We start from the raw sequence: 17,124 nt of genomic DNA, 5'->3' as shown, positions 1-17,124 counted from the left end.
TGAAAATGCCTGAATTCCTTTATGAACTGGAACTTAGGCTCTGTAAGACATAATTCCTCCTCGCAAGGTCAAAATCAGCGAACGTACAGTAATCATGGATAAAATCGGAAATGTATTGAATATATATCGATAAATAAAGCCGTCCTACTAATCAGAGGACGGCTTTATTTTGAGCTTTTTTTGTTTTTTAATTTAGTCAGAAGCTGATATTTCTAATCAAAACGGCTCACCAGAGCGATTACTGTACTTGGGTCGGGAAAGCACCAGGTCGTACAGCTATGTTAAGACTTTGCCCATTGCGACGTAATTCCATACGTAAATCGCCCCCGACTTGGCTATTTTCTACTGCCTTTTGGACACTGCTGGCATCTGTGACTGCTTGCCCGCCAAGCTTTTGGATCACATCCCCAGCACGTATCCCTGCTTTAGCAGCTGGTGAATTTGGCACAACTTTTACAACTAATACACCTTTATCTTCATTCACACTCAAACCGCTATTGGGATCTGAGTTGATATTTTGTTTTAGCTGAGGCGTTAACCCTACCATCTGAATTCCCAGATAAGGATGTTCTACTTTGCCTGTAGCTATTAGTTGACTAGAAATGCGTTGGGCTGTGTTGATAGGAATAGCAAAGCCTAATCCTTGTGCGCCTTGAATAATGGCTGTATTCATGGCAATTACCTCGCCACGGTAATTTAGCAGAGGTCCTCCAGAGTTCCCAGGATTAATCGCTGCGTCAGTTTGAATATACTCTACTCGCTTATCGGGAGCGCCGATTAGATCGCTATTACGTCCGGTAGCACTGATGATTCCGGTAGTTACTGTATTATCTAATCCAAGGGGGTTGCCGATCGCGATCGCCCATTCTCCGGGTAGGAGTTTATCTGAGTTACCCAAAGCTACTATCGGTAGATTGTCCGCCTGAATCTTGACAACAGCAACATCGGTCAACTCATCTTTTCCTAACACCTTACCTTTAAAGGTACGCCCATCCTTGAGGGTTACTGTTACTGTATCAGCACCATCGACTACGTGAGCATTGGTGAGAATACGACCATCAGCACTAATAATAAAACCTGAACCAGTACCCCGTTCTACGCGATTTTGTGGTTGTTCTGGTATTTGAGAGCCAAAAAAGTGTTGAAAAAATGGATCGTTGTTAAATCCATCTGGTATCTGGGTTTTTACGGTTCGTGAAGAGTCAATCCGCACCACAGCAGGTCCCACCTTTTGCACCACCTGGGTAACAAAGTTAGGATCTGTGGTAGCTGCTAATGGAGGAGCAGCATTTACTGGACTCACTGCCAAATTAGATGCACTTTCAGACACCTGCTGAGGGTGTCCAGCCATATAACCGCCTGCCAATGTCATACCTGATCCCAGCAGCACCAGCGATAGAGAGGCGGCAGCCTTTTTCCAGGGTGCTCGATTACGGTATGTGGCTTCAGCAGTGTTATGTGAAATGCTATTTGATGGGTGTTCTCTGTCGCGAGATTCGTTTTGCATTGCTGTCTGGAAGGATATTTAGATGTATTACTAATGTAGATATAATTTGTGACAGTTTTGTTGCGGAGGTATTGCGTTGTTGTGAAAACTTTGGTATTTTACTGAACCGTATTTGAATTATAGTCATTCGTAGAGGCGCACAGCGCTGCGTGTTCTATGAATATGTCTGAAGGAATAAAAATGGCACAGGGGAAAATCTTACTTAAACCTGGCACTTTATGGAGAAGTGTTAAAGAACGGACTGAACATGCTTTGCAATGCGGGGCGTTACTCTCGATTCCGACAGAATTTGAATTTGTTGAACAGGATGGCGTGGGCTTTTTGGTGCGGATTTTGTCTAACCTGAATCGCAAAAAAGCAGCTAAGGAGAACCAGGAAAAACAATCTGCTACTTCTGGTGAAGAGTTTAATCCTTTTTTGCCCTATGAACAAGATTTATTTGTGGCGGATATTTCTGATACCCATGTATGTATCTTGAATAAATTCAATGTTGTTGATTATCACCTGCTAATCATCACCCGTGCCTTCGAGGAACAGGAAAGTTTGCTGACTCTGGAAGATTTTACAGCTATGTGGGCATGTTTAGCTGATTTCGATGGTTTAGTTTTTTACAACAGTGGTAAAACCGCAGGTGCGAGTCAGCGACACAAGCACTTGCAATTAGTGCCACTACCACTAGCACCTTCTGGGCCGCAGATACCTATTGAACCTCTGCTAACAGCAGCACAATTTAAGGAATCGATACCTTCTGGTGCGTCCGCTATGCCAACGGTGGGCTTTACCAACGCAATACCAAAACTTCCTTTTGTACACGCTTTCGCACCATTAAATCCCGATTGGGTGCAGTTGCCATTTGCAGGGGGACAAGCAACTTTGGAAGTTTATCGGACTTTGCTACATTCTGTGGGATCTGGTGCTTACAATCTGCTAGCGACACGAGAATGGATGTTGATCGTACCGCGATCGCAGGAGCATTTCCAGTCTATCTCTGTGAATTCTTTAGGATTCGCTGGTGCTTTACTAGTGCGGAATGCAGCAGAAATGGAGATTCTCAAAGCCCAAAAACCGATGACTATCCTCAAGAGCGTTGCTGTATGCTAAGTTGATGCGATATATACGAAGATATTTGCTTCAAATTATATACCTGATTATGAAACGCAGATATAAAATTTTTTAGGCAATCCGCTTGCCTTGAAAAACGTAGACGCTCTCGCGTTTGCGTCTCGTGATGAAAAATGTGCTGGTAACAACCAGGAGAATAATAACTCAGTACTCCTAACTCAGCATCGGCTAAACCATAGCTATTAGCTAACAGCACTTAGGACTTCTGAATGCGGTTATGATTAAAGAGGATAGCATCCAGGCTGGGAGAATAACTTTTTAGCCCATATTCCTTTTGGATTGTAAGCTACTTTTTTAAATCACTTTTATAATGGAAATTACTGAACTCTTTGAATTTTCAATTGGATGATGGCGATCGCAGCATACCGATCATTATTTAGTATTCAGCCACTTTGAGCAAGTGCTTTCTAATACTGACATTGAGACTCTATCCGTCGATGAGTCGGCGGTGGTAGAAATCTGTTTGGATAAATCTAGATAAAGGTATGGATATTGAAACCCACAAGGAAATATCGAGGCCAACCCCTGGTCTTTTGCGGTTTGAAAAACGGGAAAGTTTTGTTGATGAATTATGTGCGGTGAGCGCTTTATGTCGATTCAGCTTGAATCTGTTAAATCTAAAATGTTACCTCCAAAAGCTGAAAAAAAGATGCGCTGCTGGATTCGCAGTCGCCACTTGATTTGTTCGGGTAATTTTTTTATCTTCGAGACATTAGAATATACCACCATTGAAAGATTCTCTCAATGTGTGGCTTCTTTAGGAGGAACAGTAATATCCGTTGAACCCATTAATAAAATTTGGATGGGCGATCATCGTCAAGTCATTTTATATCAGGCAAAAGCTAGTTTGCATACGCCTCATCATACTTTGAAACAATACTGGATAAAATCTGGTAGTGGATACACTAAATTTGATGAGCGTGTTTGAGAGTTACTATCCTGCGGAAATCTTTCTGACAGGCGTCTACACTACAATTCAAAATTAAGTTTTGAATTTTAAATACTCCCTAAGGGGGTTGACGGCTAATTGTTAATGTCTAATTGCTAATTTTTTTTATAATGATTAGCTGTTGGTTATTAACAGTTAGCCGTCTAAGTTTGTTAGAAAACTTAACTAAAAAGCTCCCCAAAACTTGATAAATTAATCGTGGCTGTAAACGACAAAAGCTTTAGTAAAAGTTAAAAATGTAGCATAGTTTACCGCCGTAGACATCGCATGAGATAATTAGGGAAATGGGAGCATCTCACTTTCGTAAAAAGCCTTGTAAAACCTCACCCCAACCCTGACTTGATCAATTAGTTCAATTGTCTCATCTGGCAAAGTGATGTTAATCTGGCGATGCATGATTTATTACTTTATGTTGCACATTCATTTGATTGTACACATCTAAAGTGTAGTTGTGCTAAGTGCGATCGCACTTCTCAATTCTTTATTCAATCTCGTTAATCCAACTTTTAATTACGCTGACTAAATTTGGATGTGCAGATGAAAAACCTCTCAGAGGTGCTTCTAAAAATTTATCAGTAATCCAGGCAATATGTAGCACATCTGTTAACTTGCGGCTGAAGGTGATAAGCGCCTGATTGGGTTCGCAATTGTTGATAATCAAAGCGAGATGCTGTGTTTGGAGTCGTTTTTTAATTGGGAGAATAATTCGTTTGAATTGAGGCGCATTATTAACTGCTGGAATTTCTGGATTATTAGGAAAGATGGTTAGATAGATTTGGTTACAGAGTTCCTGTGATATGGCGCTTATATCTGTTTCGTTTTGTAGTGCTTCACAATTGATGACGATGGGATAGATTTTGTTACTTGGTTGGAGTTGAGAGGCGATATCAGCTATTAGATTTTCTGAGCTTTCAACTGTGGCACTTTCACCGTGCCAAGCGCGATAAAATTCTAGATAGCTCATGTTTTCGGCACAGCGCCAAACAAGAGAGTAGCAGTTATCAAAAAGGCTCCTATCATTTTCCCAAACATCATTTTTTAAGTAGTCTTTTAACTCAATAACTACTTTTGTAAATTGTTCACCTTCAAGGATTTGCGGCAAGCTATTAGCTATACCTCTCCGAGTATTTTCATTTTGATTAGTAGTAAGAAGATTTATCAAAGAAGTTATTGGTGTTTTATTACCCATACCAATTTGCTTTAAGCTTTCAGCTACCGTAGTGTAAATAGAGTCATTATTAATGATTTTAATTATATTAATCAGTGTAGCAATTGCAGTTGCATCTGCCAAGTTGGCTTTTCCTAAGTTAACAGCTATTTTTTGTGACAATATCCAAAACATAAATTTTTCCCTAACATTAAGGGTAGAGTCTTCTGGAAAACTCTGAATCACGCTGCTTTGAAAATCAATTGCAATTTTATTACTAGGCTCAATTAGTGCTAATAAACAGTTGGCACCAAGCCATACATTCTCATTTTGAGCAATATTAATTAGCTTAATTACAGTATTAATTGCGAGTTGCTCCTTTGGTTTAATATAATTTAATATAAAAGCTGCTAACAAACAGTCAGTTTCATCTTGAGAAGTAAGTATCAAATCAATAACAATAGCAACTGCGGTTTTATGACTGGGTTGAATTGAACCTAATATAAAAGCTCCATATAAACGAATTAATTTAGACTCTGAATTCTGAACTAATTTTTCTATACTTGTAAGCGTAGTTTGATTGTCAACTTTTATTTGTCCCTGGCCCCACAATCTTGAAAATTTCCATACTAGGAAAAAAAAATCACGTAAGCATTGCGTTAAATCCTCATAGATAGTATTTTCCCATGAGGTAAATTCTTTTGATATTAATTGATCTGGAATTAATTGAAATATTAAATCAAATAATAATATATATTCAGATTCATCTTCCAAGCTTGTAGGCTCACTAAATATTTCCTCTAGTATGATATCAGTATTATGAGGAAATATACTTTGAACAAAAGGCTCAATTAATAAGTGAAAAGAGTTATTCAGATAAGTGGGATGACTATTATCAATTTCACCTAAACTCTGATTCAATAGTGTAAGAACATTTAAATCATCCGTTCGCTCTATCAGGGGTACTAAAGTATTAACGACAATCGGATAACCAGGGGAAATTTGTTTTAAGCTAACAGATGCCATCCAACGAATACCTTCATTGTTAGTATTTTGAATTATCTGAACTAAAAACTTAATTATAGTAGGATTCTCAGGGTCAATCTCTCTCAAAAGATCAACTGCTAGTATACAGATGTATTCGTCTTTAATAGTTGTAATCAGCTTGACTAAATCGGGTACTACCTTGTCTCTATTAGTTTCTTTAAATACCTTTCTAGCTTCCTCTCCAACTACTGTTACATAAGTCACCCACTTTTGTTCCTCATTCAAATAACCAAAAGCATAGCTAACAAGCTGTCTCAGAATTTCATTAGTACGGTTGCACTCTACAAACTCGCTAATTCCTGCGGCTGCTAGAAAATAAGCTTGATAACAAAAGAAATAGCAGCAGCCATCATCAAATTCAACTAAAGCTTTGATAAACTCTTCTTTTTTCTCCTTCGCCACATCCTCTCGCCCCAACCACAGTAAAATAACTTCTTTCCACTGTGGCTCAAAAATGCGGTAAATACCTGCATTAGGATTATTTGGAACGTGCGTGAGAAAAAAGTGCCAATCATCAATTGCACAAGCAGCAAAATATTCTTCAAATGTGGGATGGTAAAAAGCATAAACTGGTTCTTCTGGATCTTCCTCTGCAACACCTACCTGATTCAGCCAACCCAGTTGCATCGCTAGCTGAAACAGAGGTGTATCCGATTCACCCAATACCGACAAAACAAAGCGACGGGTGAGGCGAAATCGAGAGTAAGATTGAGAAATCGCAACCTTCGCCAATCTTCCCAAAGCTTGATTCAATTGCTTTCGAGTTACAGAATCAGAGGGAAAGTGTTCTTGTTTCCACTCGTAGAAAGCTTCGACAAATCTTTGGTATAGTGCAGCCTTAGTTTTTGGTAATTTACCTTGTCTCAGTTGCCAGGAATAAGACATTAGTGACAACCGCAAAGGATTTTTGACCAAATCTTTAATTCTTTCTTTTCCAGGTTGATCTAAGGCTGCGCGTAATGCCTTACCTAAGTGTGGATTGCTGCTTGCAAACCAGTTGATGAGAAATTGGTTAACTTGATCCGAATCGGGTTTATTGCGATCGCCATAGCTAAATTCTAAAGTACGATAGGTATCAAATCTTTCCAAAGCATTTTTACCAGCATCCCATACATTCAGCCGACACGTTAGTAAAACCCGTGCATTTGATATCCAGCCTGTGGTAAGTTGAGATGCGATCGCAGTCAAAGGATTGCCAGTTTCCACCGACATCTCATCAACACCATCTAACACTAGCCACACTCGCTCCCTGTTGAACAGTTCCACAAAAGAATCTTCCATTTCTGGTGTGACTCGTGCTGTTTTCAAAGCGCGTTTTAGCCATACCTGTAGCAAATAGTCTTCTAACGTTCTCACCTGCAAATCTGCTAATGACACCCAAATAGCTACATCTGGCTCAGTGTTTTCAAACACCCAATCTGCTATCTGCTGCAAAAGCGTAGTTTTTCCGGCTCCCGGTTCTCCGATGATGGCGATGCGCTTACCCTTACTTTTGGGACTTACCCCTAATCTGAGAACTTGCTCGAAAAACTCATTACTGCGATCGTAAATAGGCCATACTGTAGGGAAGATTGCTGTGCGCTTAGGAAAGAGTGGTTTTAAACTTATGCATATTTGCGATTTATTGTCAATGCGTAAGTTTTATAACTAATAAGGGACTTCCAACAAATAAATTACCCAATCTCGTGTCGCCCACCCCACAATAAGTAGTTGAGTATTTTTTTATTTGGAAGTCCCTAACTTTAAGAAACCTGATTAAAGAGAACAACGACTACAAAGGTAACCATTCAATCCATTATGAAACCTTTGCTAAAACCAACTTTTAACTTTTTTTGGGGTTCACTAACTGCTAAAACTTTCGCAGGTGCTACTGCGATTATATTGTTATGCGCTTTTATGACTAAACCAGTAGTTGCTGAAGTCCCAAGCTTTACCGATGTTGACCCTGATATTTATGCCAAAGAGATTCAAGAGGCTGTTCAGAAAGGGCTTATTGCAGGCTTCACTTCTAATAATACCTTTCGTCCCACGTTAGGACTGACACGGGAACAGATGGTGTCGATGGTAATAAACGCGCTTAGTAAGATACCTGTCAGCCCTTTGACTGTGCCACATGACCCACCACCAGCAGCAGCAAACTTATTGAAAGTGACCAGCAAGCCTTTCCGAGATGTAAGTGCGATTCGTTGGAGTGCTGCAATGATTGAGTGGGCAAAATATAACGGGATTATGCAAGGCTATTCTGATGGCACTTTTCGTCCTACGCAAATAGTAACCCGTGCTGAGTTGATGGTGGTATTGCGTAAAGCCGTTCAGTACGCCGAAGAGGGGGGAGGAGGTTCAGGTATGATAAACTTGCAGCAGGCGATAGCATTCAGTGATATATCTAATCATTGGGCGCACAAGCAAATTATATAAATGTCTGCCTACTGTGGTGTTGCAACTCCCGTCAATGAAACTGGAAATCTCTTTTCTCCTAATCTTGGGACACAGCGTAATTATGCAGCAGCAGCCACATTACGGATGCTCAACTGTGTTAGGAAGTAAGACCAACTCTGCGTTGTTTAATGTGTTAAAAGTAGCGCAGCCCTAAAGTAAATACTTAATAGTAAGGTGCGTTAAGACAGAGTTTAACGCACCCTCATTTATTACAATTCCAACTTTTCACCCCGAATCGAATAATCTAACAACTCCATCGGGTGAATAACTGAAATTTTCTTACCTTGCAACTGCAAATGCTTCGTAATTTGCAAAGTACACCCCGGATTTGCAGAAGCAATTAACTCAGCACCAGTATTCAACAAATTCTGCACTTTTTGCTGACCCAATTCATCAGAAATTTCTGGTTGCAGCATATTATAAACCCCAGCGCTGCCACAACACAAAGCTGCATCTATTGGTTCTCTCAACTTCACCCCTGGAATTTGCCGCAATACCTGACGCGGTTGCACACTAATCTTTTGTCCATGCAATAAATGACAAGCATCTTGATAAACTAAATTCAAGGGTTTATCAGTCAATGGTGAAAGTTTTGCTGTTAAGCCAACAGTTGCTAAAAATTCTTGAGCATCTTTAACTTTAGCTGCAAAATCCTTTGCCTTTTCCCGATATTCTGGGTCACTTTCTAAAATGTGACCGTATTCCTTCAAAGTATGACCGCAACCAGCAGCATTGATAATTACAAAATCGACATTTGTGTTAGCAAAACTATCAATCATCTGCCTTGCTAAAGCTTTCGCCTGTTCTGTTTGTCCTTGGTGTTCGGGAAGCGCTGCACAACAACCTTGAGATTTCGGAATCACAACTTCACAACCATTCGCTGTTAAAACCCGCACTGTTGCTTCATTCACTGGGGAAAAAAACAGCCGTTGAACGCAACCCAAAATCATCCCAACTCGGTAGCGCTTTTCACCTTTAGCAGGAATCACAGTAGGCAAATTATCCTGAAAAGATTTGAGAGTAATTTCTGGCAGAATAGATTCCATTGCTGCCAAACGGGGCGATATTTTATTGAGTAAACCCGTAGCGCGAAAAAATTTAGCAAATCCCAACTTTTGATAAACCAACAACGGAACTAGTAAAATCCGTAAAAGGTTGGGATAGGGAAACACAGAAAATATCAGTTGACGAAAAAATTGATCTGGTAAACTGCGGGGATAATTCCGTTCAACTTGGTGACGAGTTGAAGAAATTAACTTGTCATACTGTACACCAGAAGGACAAGTACTCACACAAGCAAGACACCCCAAACAAGAATCAAAATGTTCTACTGTTGCCGTATTTAGAGCAATCTCACCTTCATTAATTGCATCCATTAAATAGATACGTCCTCTAGGAGAATCCATCTCCTTACCCAGCACCCGATAACTCGGACAAGTCGAGAGACAAAATCCACAATGTACACAACTATCAATTAACTTTGGATCAGGCGGATGATTAACATCAAACCCCTTCAAATTCTTTAAACTAGCCGTATTATTAACAGAATTTTCTGAAACTTGCATATTTTTACCTTTCCCCTCTCTATCTCAGCGTTCTCTGTGTCTCTGCGGTTAGTTAAAACTAAATTCCACCCACAAACCGACCAGGACTTAAAATATTCTTACTATCAAACTGTTCCTTAAGGAGCCGCATCAACGGTAAACCATTGCCCGTGTAGCCCCAAACATCTATTTGTTCTTTAACCGCCATTGGTGCTGACAAGATTGTTAAAAAACCACTATGAGCTTGAGTGCGATCGCCTGTGGCGGAGCGTAGCTCATCGCGCACTTTCAAAACTTGATTTTTACTCTCTAATTGTAACAAACCTAAACCACTACTAATATGAATTAAACCTAACTCCACCTGAGTCAAAATCTCCACGGCAACAGTAGGTAACACTCCTATTTTGCAGGTAATTACTGATTCTGTAGCAGTACTATGTATTCGTTCTTGCAATCTCTGCCATAGATTAGCTTCATCACCATCAGCAAAAATTGCCCCATCTAAACCCAACTTTTGCCCTACTTCCAAAACTCTGTTTGATTGTTCTTTAACACTTTCACTAATACTTTGAAAGCGAGCAATTAATCCCAGTCCTTCACCCAAACCTAAGCTAGACACCAATTTAGTTGATAGCAAATCAGCCTGAACTGGTGTTAAAGCTGAACCTCGAAGGATATCAGCCGCTTGAGATATAGTTTCAGCTTTACCCGTTAGTACTACCGTCCCCGATGTCTCTGATAGCGGATACAGGCGAAAAGTTAGTTGACTAATAAAGCCTAATGTGCCATAACATCCAGTAAGCAACTTCATCAAGTCATATCCGGCAACATTTTTAACTACTCTTCCCCCAGCTTTAGCGATTTGTCCATCAGCACGCACAAAAGTAATACCTAGTAACTGGTCGCGCACACTACCATAGCGTTGCCGCAGCGAACCTGTATCACCTGTGGCAACAATACCGCCAATAGTTGCCGATTCTGGTGCAGTGGGGTCAAGGGCGAGAAATTGCCGCGACTTTGCCAAAAGCGCTTGCAAATCACAGAATTTCATCCCAGCTTCTACCGTGACAGTCAAATCCCCAACAGCGTGTTCAATCAGTTGATTGATGCGTTCTGTACTGACTACAACATCAATGCCTTTGGCTAAACCACCCCAGTTGAGTTTACTGCCACTACCACAGGGGAGGACGCGCCAGTTATTTGTGTGAGCTGTGGCGATAACTGTGGCTAGCTGTTCTTGGGTGCGAGGATAAACAATACAACTGGGAAGTTTGCCAGAAGCTACAGCCTGTTGGATACGTTTTTGCTGATTGAGTTCGATATTTTCCCAAAGGCAAACAGCATTTTCTTCGCCGACAATAGATGCAAAATCAGAAGCGCAGACGGCTTGCGGCCTGTCGTTAGACATTGCTTTCATTGAGTTTATTTTTTTATGCCCTACATCTAATTTACTGGCTAACCTGACCAAAAAAGCACATTACCATTAATCTATGGTGGTTTTAATATAGGGAGCGATGGCTACGGTGGTCACTGAGCGGCTTGCCTTGAGCCTGTCGTGAGCGTAGTCGAAAGGAGCCGAAGTGCGGGCTGCGGGCTACGCTAACGCTAGCTTGTAATCAGCCCTCACTGCTAGCCAAATAAAATAAGGTTGTTTTTGAAGCGATCGCTTAGATCAAAAGTTAACAATTACCGACTCTTCTGGTAAAAATTTGAGCTTTCTTAAAGCTGGATAAAGTTTATGATCCTCTTGTATTAAGAGCGATCGCACTTAGGTTGGATAAGGGTAATACCTTATGCAATCTATAATTTTGGGAATTTGTTTATAAGCTTTGAAATTACCAGAAAAAAATAGTAGATGAGTGGAATTTCCTCGTCTACTACAGCTAGAGTTAGGAGAAAGTTGGCATATTTACAATATATCTTATGTAAACAAGCATAAATAACACTAGTGTTAAATGAATAGACTAGATAAGTCTAGGTGTAGTCTATTCATTTAAATCTCGCTCTAAAAGTGTAATTTCTGAGAATAAATTTGTGTTGCTCTAATTAATTTTAAAAAAATGTAGCAGAGGGGTATAAATTACCCATCCGCTACGAGTAAACGGAGGTATAAACTTGATTATTTAATTGGCATGAACCAATTCTTGAGGCGCTGCGGCATCATATTCTACAGCTTTCACAAATTCTTTGAGAACGTCTTTGAGTCTTTGCTCAATTTCCTCATCTAACAAGACGCTGTGATCGGCTTGTCGTTGAACTTGTTTGTCTACCGCATAAATAGTAGCTAGGATATGCCGCGCTCCTAATTCAGATAACACAGGTTTGAGTGCATATTCAATTGCCAATAAATGAGCGATCGTCCCACCAAGAGCAATTGGTAACACGGGTTTACCTGTCAATGATTTTTGTGGCAGCAAATCTAGAAATGTTTTTAGTACTCCTGTGTAAGCAGCTTTGTAGATTGGGGTGGCAATAATTACACCATCTGCCTTTGCTAATAAAGCTTTTGGCTGTTCTAAAGCAGGGCTATCGTAACGTCCAAAAACTAAATCTTCAGCAGGCAAATCTCGAACTGAAATAATGTCTACATGCAAGCCTTCTTGTTGTAAAAGCTTGGCAGTGTATTCGACAAAACCGTAAGTTCTAGATGGATGGGTTGGACTACCTGCGATCGCTAGAATATGAGTCATTCAATTAAACTCCCAATTTCTAAAATGGGTTGAGTATGTTTTGTGGTTTTGGTCTTCATAGCTGATGCTGTATTGACCTGATCGCTCAGACGTTTGTAGGGACGGCGCAAACTCATACTCTCTACTTCCCAAATGTAACCATGAATAACTACATCGTGGGGAATTAAAGCAGAATTACGCAGCAATTCCACCTGCTGTGTGCAGATTTCATCCACATCGGTAAAGGTTTTGATCCATTTGGAAAAAACTCCTTTTGGTAGCTTCAACTCTGGCAAAGCAGGATCGACATTGACTTGATCCACGTCAATACCTTGATTTTGCAATATCTCAGTGAGAAAATCTCCTGATGCTGTCATCATGCCACATTCGGTATGATTAATAACGATGATTTCTTTGGTGCCAAAAAACTGTGTAGTTAACATCGCTGACCGAATAGCATCATCCGTCACTAAGCCCCCGGCATTACGGAAAATATGAGCATCTCCTTCACCAATTCCTAATGCTTTTTCTACAGGTAAACGTTCGTCCATGCAAGCCAGCACCCACAACCGTTTATTGTTAGGTATCCCTAACTGACGACGCAATGCCCACGCTTCTTTTTCTGAGATTTTTTGGTCAATTTCCTGGTGCAACATGGCTGGCAATTTTCTAGTTCTTAATTACTAGGATATGGACGTTGCTCTTTCCTGATGCTGCTGCTTAGGGAAATCTTCATTTGCCACAATCTCGCCAAATGGACTTAAGACATGTTGCTTCTCTACTGCTGGCAGATTCTCTAACGGCAAATGGGGAAATAGAAGTTCTGCAACTCGATAAGCTTCCTCTAGGTGGGGATAGCCAGAGAGAATAAAGGACTCAATACCCAAAGAAGCATATTCCAACATCCTGGCAGCTACGGTTTGGGGATCGCCTACTAAGGCCGTTCCCGCACCACCCCGTACCAAACCAACTCCCGCCCACAGATTCGGGCTTATCTCTAATGCCTCACGATTACCGTGGTGTAACTGAGTCATTCGGCGTTGTCCAACTGAGTCCATCCGGGCATAAGCTTTTTGGGCATAAGCTATCGCTTCTTCATCTACATACTTAATCAATTGATTCGCCGCATCCCAAGCTTCACTCTCCGTTTCCCGCACAATCACATGTAGGCGAATCCCAAACCGCAAAGTTCGGCCTTCTAGTTGTGCAAGTCTGCGAACTGATGCCATCTTCTCGGCTACTTGCGCCGGTGGTTCGCCCCAAGTTAGATAGACATCTACATGCTTGGCAGCAATTTTTTGAGCAACAGCAGAGGAACCGCCAAACCACAAGGGCGGATATGGCTTCTGGACGGGTGGAAACAGCAGTTTACCATCTTGGATATTAAGGTAGTCGCCCTGATAATTGGCTTGTTCACCACTAGCGATCGCTCGCCATACTGTCAAAAATTCATCTGTTAATTCATAGCGCTGATCGTGATCCAAATGCAAGCCATCACCCGCTAACTCTACAGGATCGCCTCCTGTCACGACATTAATCAGCAAGCGTCCCCCAGAGAGACGATCAAAAGTCGCCGCCATCCGTGCTGCTACTCCAGGTGATACCAAGCCGGGACGAATCGCCACCAAAAAACGCATCTGTCGCGTCAGTGATACTAGTGTTGATGCTACAATCCAAGCATCTTCGCAAGAGCGACCTGTAGGCAGCAATGCCCCTGTATAACCAAGGTCATCCACCGCTTGGGCAATCTGCCGCAGATAAGGAAAGCTTACTGCTCGCCCACCTGTAGCAGTTGCAAGGTAACGTCCGTCGCCGTGGGTTGGGATGAACCATAGTAGCTGCATGAGTCTTGTCCTTTAAAACTACGGTAACCCGGTAGAAATACCGCTCTTTATTTATAATTTTTAAAGTATCACATATTCTACTTAATCAAGCAATAAGTTTTCAGAAAACTCCGGTAACTCTATCAGTCAAATGTATATTAAGCCCTGTTCGATCGGGTCACCCCTTGTCCCTTTTTTCTCTCTCATAGAGAAGCGGCTTGTCGTCATATCGTGTCTGGTTAAAGACTTATCATTAAGACTGCAAGGGGGCAGTTATTGCTGTTCTTGCTGGGGGAAAGAGGGTTTTCCAATTTTTACACAGATGTGGTAACTGTAACTAATTAGCCGGACATGATATCACACATCGCTGATTATAGTTATTAATGTAGGGAATCCCGTACTAGAGTTGATTGCCCAGTTAACCTAAAAATAGAAAATAATAGATATATGGACAAACGGTATTTTTTACAGGCTAGTGCAGTAATAGTCGGCACAGCATTATTATCAAGGTATATCAATTGGGGGTCAGAAGCGATGACAACTTCTAATAGTGGATTTGAAATTACCAAACCTGAAGAAGAGTGGCGCACGATTTTAACGCCAGAACAGTTTAATGTATTGCGTAAACACGGGACTGAACGCCCTCACACCAGCCCATTGGACAAAGAATACGACAAGGGTACTTATTATTGTGCTGCGTGTGAACTGCCACTGTTTACATCTGATACCAAATTTAACAGTGGTACTGGCTGGCCTAGCTTTTTTAACCCGATTGAAGGTGCGATCGCTACTACTGTAGATCGGTCGTTGTTTATGACCAGAACTGAAGTGCATTGTAGTCGCTGTGGTAGCCATCTGGGTCATGTTTTTGACGACGGACCTGCACCCACAGGCAAGCGCTATTGCATGAATGGGGTTTCGTTGAAGTTTACTCCTGCCTAATTTAGTTGCGACGCCGAATAGCCCGTCGTAGACATCGCACGCACTAACCTAAATTATGAAATTTGGAGGCTTGACCAAGGGTGAATAGATTGTTGACAATAACTTCTCCTACTCAATGCTACCGGACGAAGTATTGTCAATTTAAAGAAATACAACTCTTGGTCTTCGCTAAAGTTATTTACCTAAATATTTCTATTTATTTGGCTCGTTTTTCTCCTTTTTGTCTTTGGGATCTTTTTTAGGTTTTTTAACCTCTTTATTACTTTTTCTTTCCTTCGACATTAGCGTTCTCCAATTAGATTACTTAGTTAAAGCTTCCAAATTCTGCCGTCAAGAAATCAGAAGATGACTTACCTGATATTTTTTAAGGCAAAAAAGAAAGTATCAAACATAAATGCCACTAACTACTATGATACGGTGTTGTTTGATTATCCGGGTTAATCCAAAATTTAAAATCCAAAATCCAAAATCCTTTGACTATTGTTCCAACAACTTCATCCTCTGCCACCAAAGATTTAGCGGATAATAGACCACAGGTGCCCACAGACTACTAAGAATGGCAGAGGCTAGGGCGACACGCTGGTAATATGTCCAAATATCTGTTACCTTGCGCTCATTCCCCATCAAAGTTAATTGCAACCCAAAAATAGTTTCTGCAAAAACTGCCATAACAAAGACAATTACAGCAATCGAAATAAAATCTTCTTCGATAAAACGCTGTTTTTGGAGCAGAGCAGTTAAAATTCCCACTATACCTAAACTGAGGGCATGAGTAGGGTTAGGTGATGTCATTGAATCTTGAAGTAGCCCCAAAATTATACCTGCCAATGCTCCGGCAAACACTGTGCGCTTCACACTCCAAGCTACCACCCAAATTAACAGCCAGTTAGGGGCAATTCCCAATAATTCCATACCCGGTAGGCGGGTTGGCAATAATAGTAAACATAACAGTACAGAACTAGCCGTCACTATCCAACCCAACAACTGACGGACACCGGGATGCCAACGAGAAAGTGGCTGGATTCGGAATTTCGATTTTCGCCCTGACGATTTTGGCTTTTTCTGCCTGCTACCAACAAATGCAGGAATCTTCATTTTTCTATGAATTTTTTGAAAAATTTACTTAGACTTTTGGGTTTCCGACTCTTGGTTTTCTAGCTTTGGATAAACAGCTACCCAATCGAGAGAGCGGATTGGCGGAAAAAGCTCAATTTTCGCTACTGATGCGGGAAGTTTCTTTAAATCCAGCGACTTGATTCGTCCTACTGCCAAACCAGATGGAAATTTCTGACTATAAGTAGATGTGGAAATTAAATCTCCTACCTTGACATTTGGGACTTTTTCATAAAACTCCAGCACAGCTTCTGCTGAAGAATCCCCTCGCAAAACGCCTTTAGCTGCTGTGCGGCTAACTGATACACCCACTTGACTTTTAAGATCGCTAATTAACAACACGCGGCTAGTATTGGGAGTTACACTCTCCACCAAACCCACCAATCCGCCTTCTGCCTTGACTATGAAGCCTTCGTGAATCCCTGCATTCGCACCGCGATTCAGGGTAACTTGTTGCCACCACTGGTCAGCACTACGTCCTACCACCCGCGCTGGAATTGGGCGTGATGCCAATGGCTCTTTTTCCACATAGCCTAATAAATCTTGTAGCTTGGTCTTTTGACTTTCCAAATCTACTATCCGGGTTTGCAATTCCAATATCCGCGCATCCCTAAGACGTTCTTCTGGAGTTGGCCCTGACTGCAACATCTCTAACGGACGGATAATTGCCTGGTATGTCTCAAGCACCAATTCACCTTGAGTTTGTCGCAATATCCAAGCACTACCAACTACTAGGGCTATCAACCCCATTTGTAACCCTTTATGATCCCACCAACGCCGTATTGTAACCATATATACCTTTACATACTTAAATAATTAAGT

The 17,124-nt window shown here is 41.2% G+C and carries 15 protein-coding genes; 6 read left to right on the top strand and 9 right to left on the bottom strand.

What is annotated here, in order from left to right; translation table 11 throughout:
* Positions 1-238: 238 nt before the first annotated feature.
* Positions 239-1,507, bottom strand: coding sequence for an HhoA/HhoB/HtrA family serine endopeptidase (locus tag V7K32_RS14365; RefSeq protein WP_334883562.1), 1,269 nt, complete (start codon positions 1,505-1,507; stop codon positions 239-241).
* A gap of 180 nt (positions 1,508-1,687) precedes the next feature.
* On the opposite strand from V7K32_RS14365, the gene V7K32_RS14360 reads away from it, so the two are divergent.
* From V7K32_RS14360 to V7K32_RS14355, 3 genes are all read left to right on the top strand, one after another.
* Positions 1,688-2,608, top strand: a complete 921-nt coding sequence (locus V7K32_RS14360) for an ATP adenylyltransferase family protein (protein WP_334994247.1) — start codon at positions 1,688-1,690, stop codon at positions 2,606-2,608.
* Between the two features lie 421 nt (positions 2,609-3,029).
* Positions 3,030-3,110, top strand: coding sequence for a hypothetical protein (locus tag V7K32_RS28775; RefSeq protein ID WP_442938742.1), 81 nt, complete (start codon positions 3,030-3,032; stop codon positions 3,108-3,110).
* A gap of 108 nt (positions 3,111-3,218) precedes the next feature.
* Positions 3,219-3,557, top strand: coding sequence for a CpeR family transcriptional regulator (locus V7K32_RS14355; protein WP_334994240.1), 339 nt, complete (start codon positions 3,219-3,221; stop codon positions 3,555-3,557).
* A gap of 502 nt (positions 3,558-4,059) precedes the next feature.
* On the opposite strand, the gene V7K32_RS14350 is transcribed toward V7K32_RS14355, so the two are convergent.
* Positions 4,060-7,239 (bottom strand): NACHT domain-containing protein, encoded by a 3,180-nt coding sequence (locus tag V7K32_RS14350; protein ID WP_334994245.1) that lies wholly within the window; start codon positions 7,237-7,239, stop codon positions 4,060-4,062.
* A gap of 429 nt (positions 7,240-7,668) precedes the next feature.
* Here V7K32_RS14350 and V7K32_RS14345 point away from each other — a divergent pair, with 429 nt between their 5' ends.
* Together V7K32_RS14345 and V7K32_RS14340 are read left to right on the top strand one after the other, a co-directional pair.
* A complete protein-coding gene (locus tag V7K32_RS14345; protein WP_334994238.1) occupies positions 7,669-8,190 on the top strand; it encodes an S-layer homology domain-containing protein in 522 nt (173 codons plus the stop codon).
* Positions 8,191-8,319, top strand: a complete 129-nt coding sequence (locus V7K32_RS14340) for a hypothetical protein (RefSeq protein ID WP_334994236.1) — start codon at positions 8,191-8,193, stop codon at positions 8,317-8,319.
* 101 nt (positions 8,320-8,420) lie between these two features.
* Here the strand turns inward: V7K32_RS14340 and V7K32_RS14335 are convergent, their stop codons facing one another.
* The 5 genes from V7K32_RS14335 to ssuD form a co-directional block, all read right to left on the bottom strand.
* The gene (locus V7K32_RS14335; RefSeq protein ID WP_334994234.1) at positions 8,421-9,776 is read right to left on the bottom strand and encodes a (Fe-S)-binding protein; all 1,356 of its coding nucleotides are present in this window, start codon (positions 9,774-9,776) and stop codon (positions 8,421-8,423) included.
* 58 nt (positions 9,777-9,834) lie between these two features.
* On the bottom strand, positions 9,835-11,172 hold the full coding sequence (locus V7K32_RS14330; protein WP_334994232.1) for an FAD-binding oxidoreductase: 1,338 nt from the start codon (positions 11,170-11,172) through the stop codon (positions 9,835-9,837).
* Between the two features lie 706 nt (positions 11,173-11,878).
* Positions 11,879-12,445: an NADPH-dependent FMN reductase gene (gene ssuE / locus V7K32_RS14325; protein ID WP_334883577.1), complete on the bottom strand. Its 567-nt coding sequence runs from the start codon at positions 12,443-12,445 to the stop codon at positions 11,879-11,881.
* Entirely contained in the window at positions 12,442-13,080 is a 639-nt protein-coding gene (locus V7K32_RS14320) for a beta-class carbonic anhydrase (RefSeq protein ID WP_334994230.1), read from the bottom strand. Before V7K32_RS14320 ends, ssuE begins: the two co-directional genes overlap by 4 nt.
* Positions 13,081-13,107: 27 nt before the next feature.
* Complete coding sequence (gene ssuD, locus V7K32_RS14315) at positions 13,108-14,268, bottom strand: FMNH2-dependent alkanesulfonate monooxygenase (RefSeq protein ID WP_334994228.1); 1,161 nt, start codon at positions 14,266-14,268, stop codon at positions 13,108-13,110.
* Positions 14,269-14,694: 426 nt separating this feature from the next.
* Here ssuD and msrB point away from each other — a divergent pair, with 426 nt between their 5' ends.
* On the top strand, positions 14,695-15,189 hold the full coding sequence (msrB, locus tag V7K32_RS14310; RefSeq protein WP_334994226.1) for a peptide-methionine (R)-S-oxide reductase MsrB: 495 nt from the start codon (positions 14,695-14,697) through the stop codon (positions 15,187-15,189).
* 477 nt (positions 15,190-15,666) lie between these two features.
* On the opposite strand, the gene mreD is transcribed toward msrB, so the two are convergent.
* Positions 15,667-16,284, bottom strand: a complete 618-nt coding sequence (gene mreD, locus V7K32_RS14305) for a rod shape-determining protein MreD (protein WP_334994224.1) — start codon at positions 16,282-16,284, stop codon at positions 15,667-15,669.
* Between the two features lie 24 nt (positions 16,285-16,308).
* A complete protein-coding gene (gene mreC / locus V7K32_RS14300; protein WP_334994222.1) occupies positions 16,309-17,094 on the bottom strand; it encodes a rod shape-determining protein MreC in 786 nt (261 codons plus the stop codon).
* Positions 17,095-17,124 lie beyond the last annotated feature (30 nt).

Origin of the sequence: Nostoc sp., assembly GCF_036917635.1 — a bacterium.
In the GTDB taxonomy this organism is placed as follows: Bacteria; Cyanobacteriota; Cyanobacteriia; order Cyanobacteriales; family Nostocaceae; genus Nostoc.
Note: the sequence above shows the minus strand (reverse complement) of the source record. Positions and strands in the feature narration are given on the sequence as shown.

Bases quoted from the DNA above. Each gene is read 5' to 3' on its own strand.
- ssuD (WP_334994228.1), bottom strand. From the start codon at position 14,268: ATGCAGCTACTATGGTTCATCCCAACCCACGGCGACGGACGTTACCTT.
- msrB (WP_334994226.1), top strand. From the start codon at position 14,695: ATGGACAAACGGTATTTTTTACAGGCTAGTGCAGTAATAGTCGGCACA.
- V7K32_RS14330 (WP_334994232.1), bottom strand. From the start codon at position 11,172: ATGAAAGCAATGTCTAACGACAGGCCGCAAGCCGTCTGCGCTTCTGAT.
- V7K32_RS14355 (WP_334994240.1), top strand. From the start codon at position 3,219: ATGTCGATTCAGCTTGAATCTGTTAAATCTAAAATGTTACCTCCAAAA.
- mreC (WP_334994222.1), bottom strand. From the start codon at position 17,094: ATGGTTACAATACGGCGTTGGTGGGATCATAAAGGGTTACAAATGGGG.
- V7K32_RS14360 (WP_334994247.1), top strand. From the start codon at position 1,688: ATGGCACAGGGGAAAATCTTACTTAAACCTGGCACTTTATGGAGAAGT.
- mreD (WP_334994224.1), bottom strand. From the start codon at position 16,284: ATGAAGATTCCTGCATTTGTTGGTAGCAGGCAGAAAAAGCCAAAATCG.
- V7K32_RS14365 (WP_334883562.1), bottom strand. From the start codon at position 1,507: ATGCAAAACGAATCTCGCGACAGAGAACACCCATCAAATAGCATTTCA.
- V7K32_RS14340 (WP_334994236.1), top strand. From the start codon at position 8,191: ATGTCTGCCTACTGTGGTGTTGCAACTCCCGTCAATGAAACTGGAAAT.
- ssuE (WP_334883577.1), bottom strand. From the start codon at position 12,445: ATGACTCATATTCTAGCGATCGCAGGTAGTCCAACCCATCCATCTAGA.
- V7K32_RS14320 (WP_334994230.1), bottom strand. From the start codon at position 13,080: ATGTTGCACCAGGAAATTGACCAAAAAATCTCAGAAAAAGAAGCGTGG.
- V7K32_RS14335 (WP_334994234.1), bottom strand. From the start codon at position 9,776: ATGCAAGTTTCAGAAAATTCTGTTAATAATACGGCTAGTTTAAAGAAT.
- V7K32_RS14345 (WP_334994238.1), top strand. From the start codon at position 7,669: ATGACTAAACCAGTAGTTGCTGAAGTCCCAAGCTTTACCGATGTTGAC.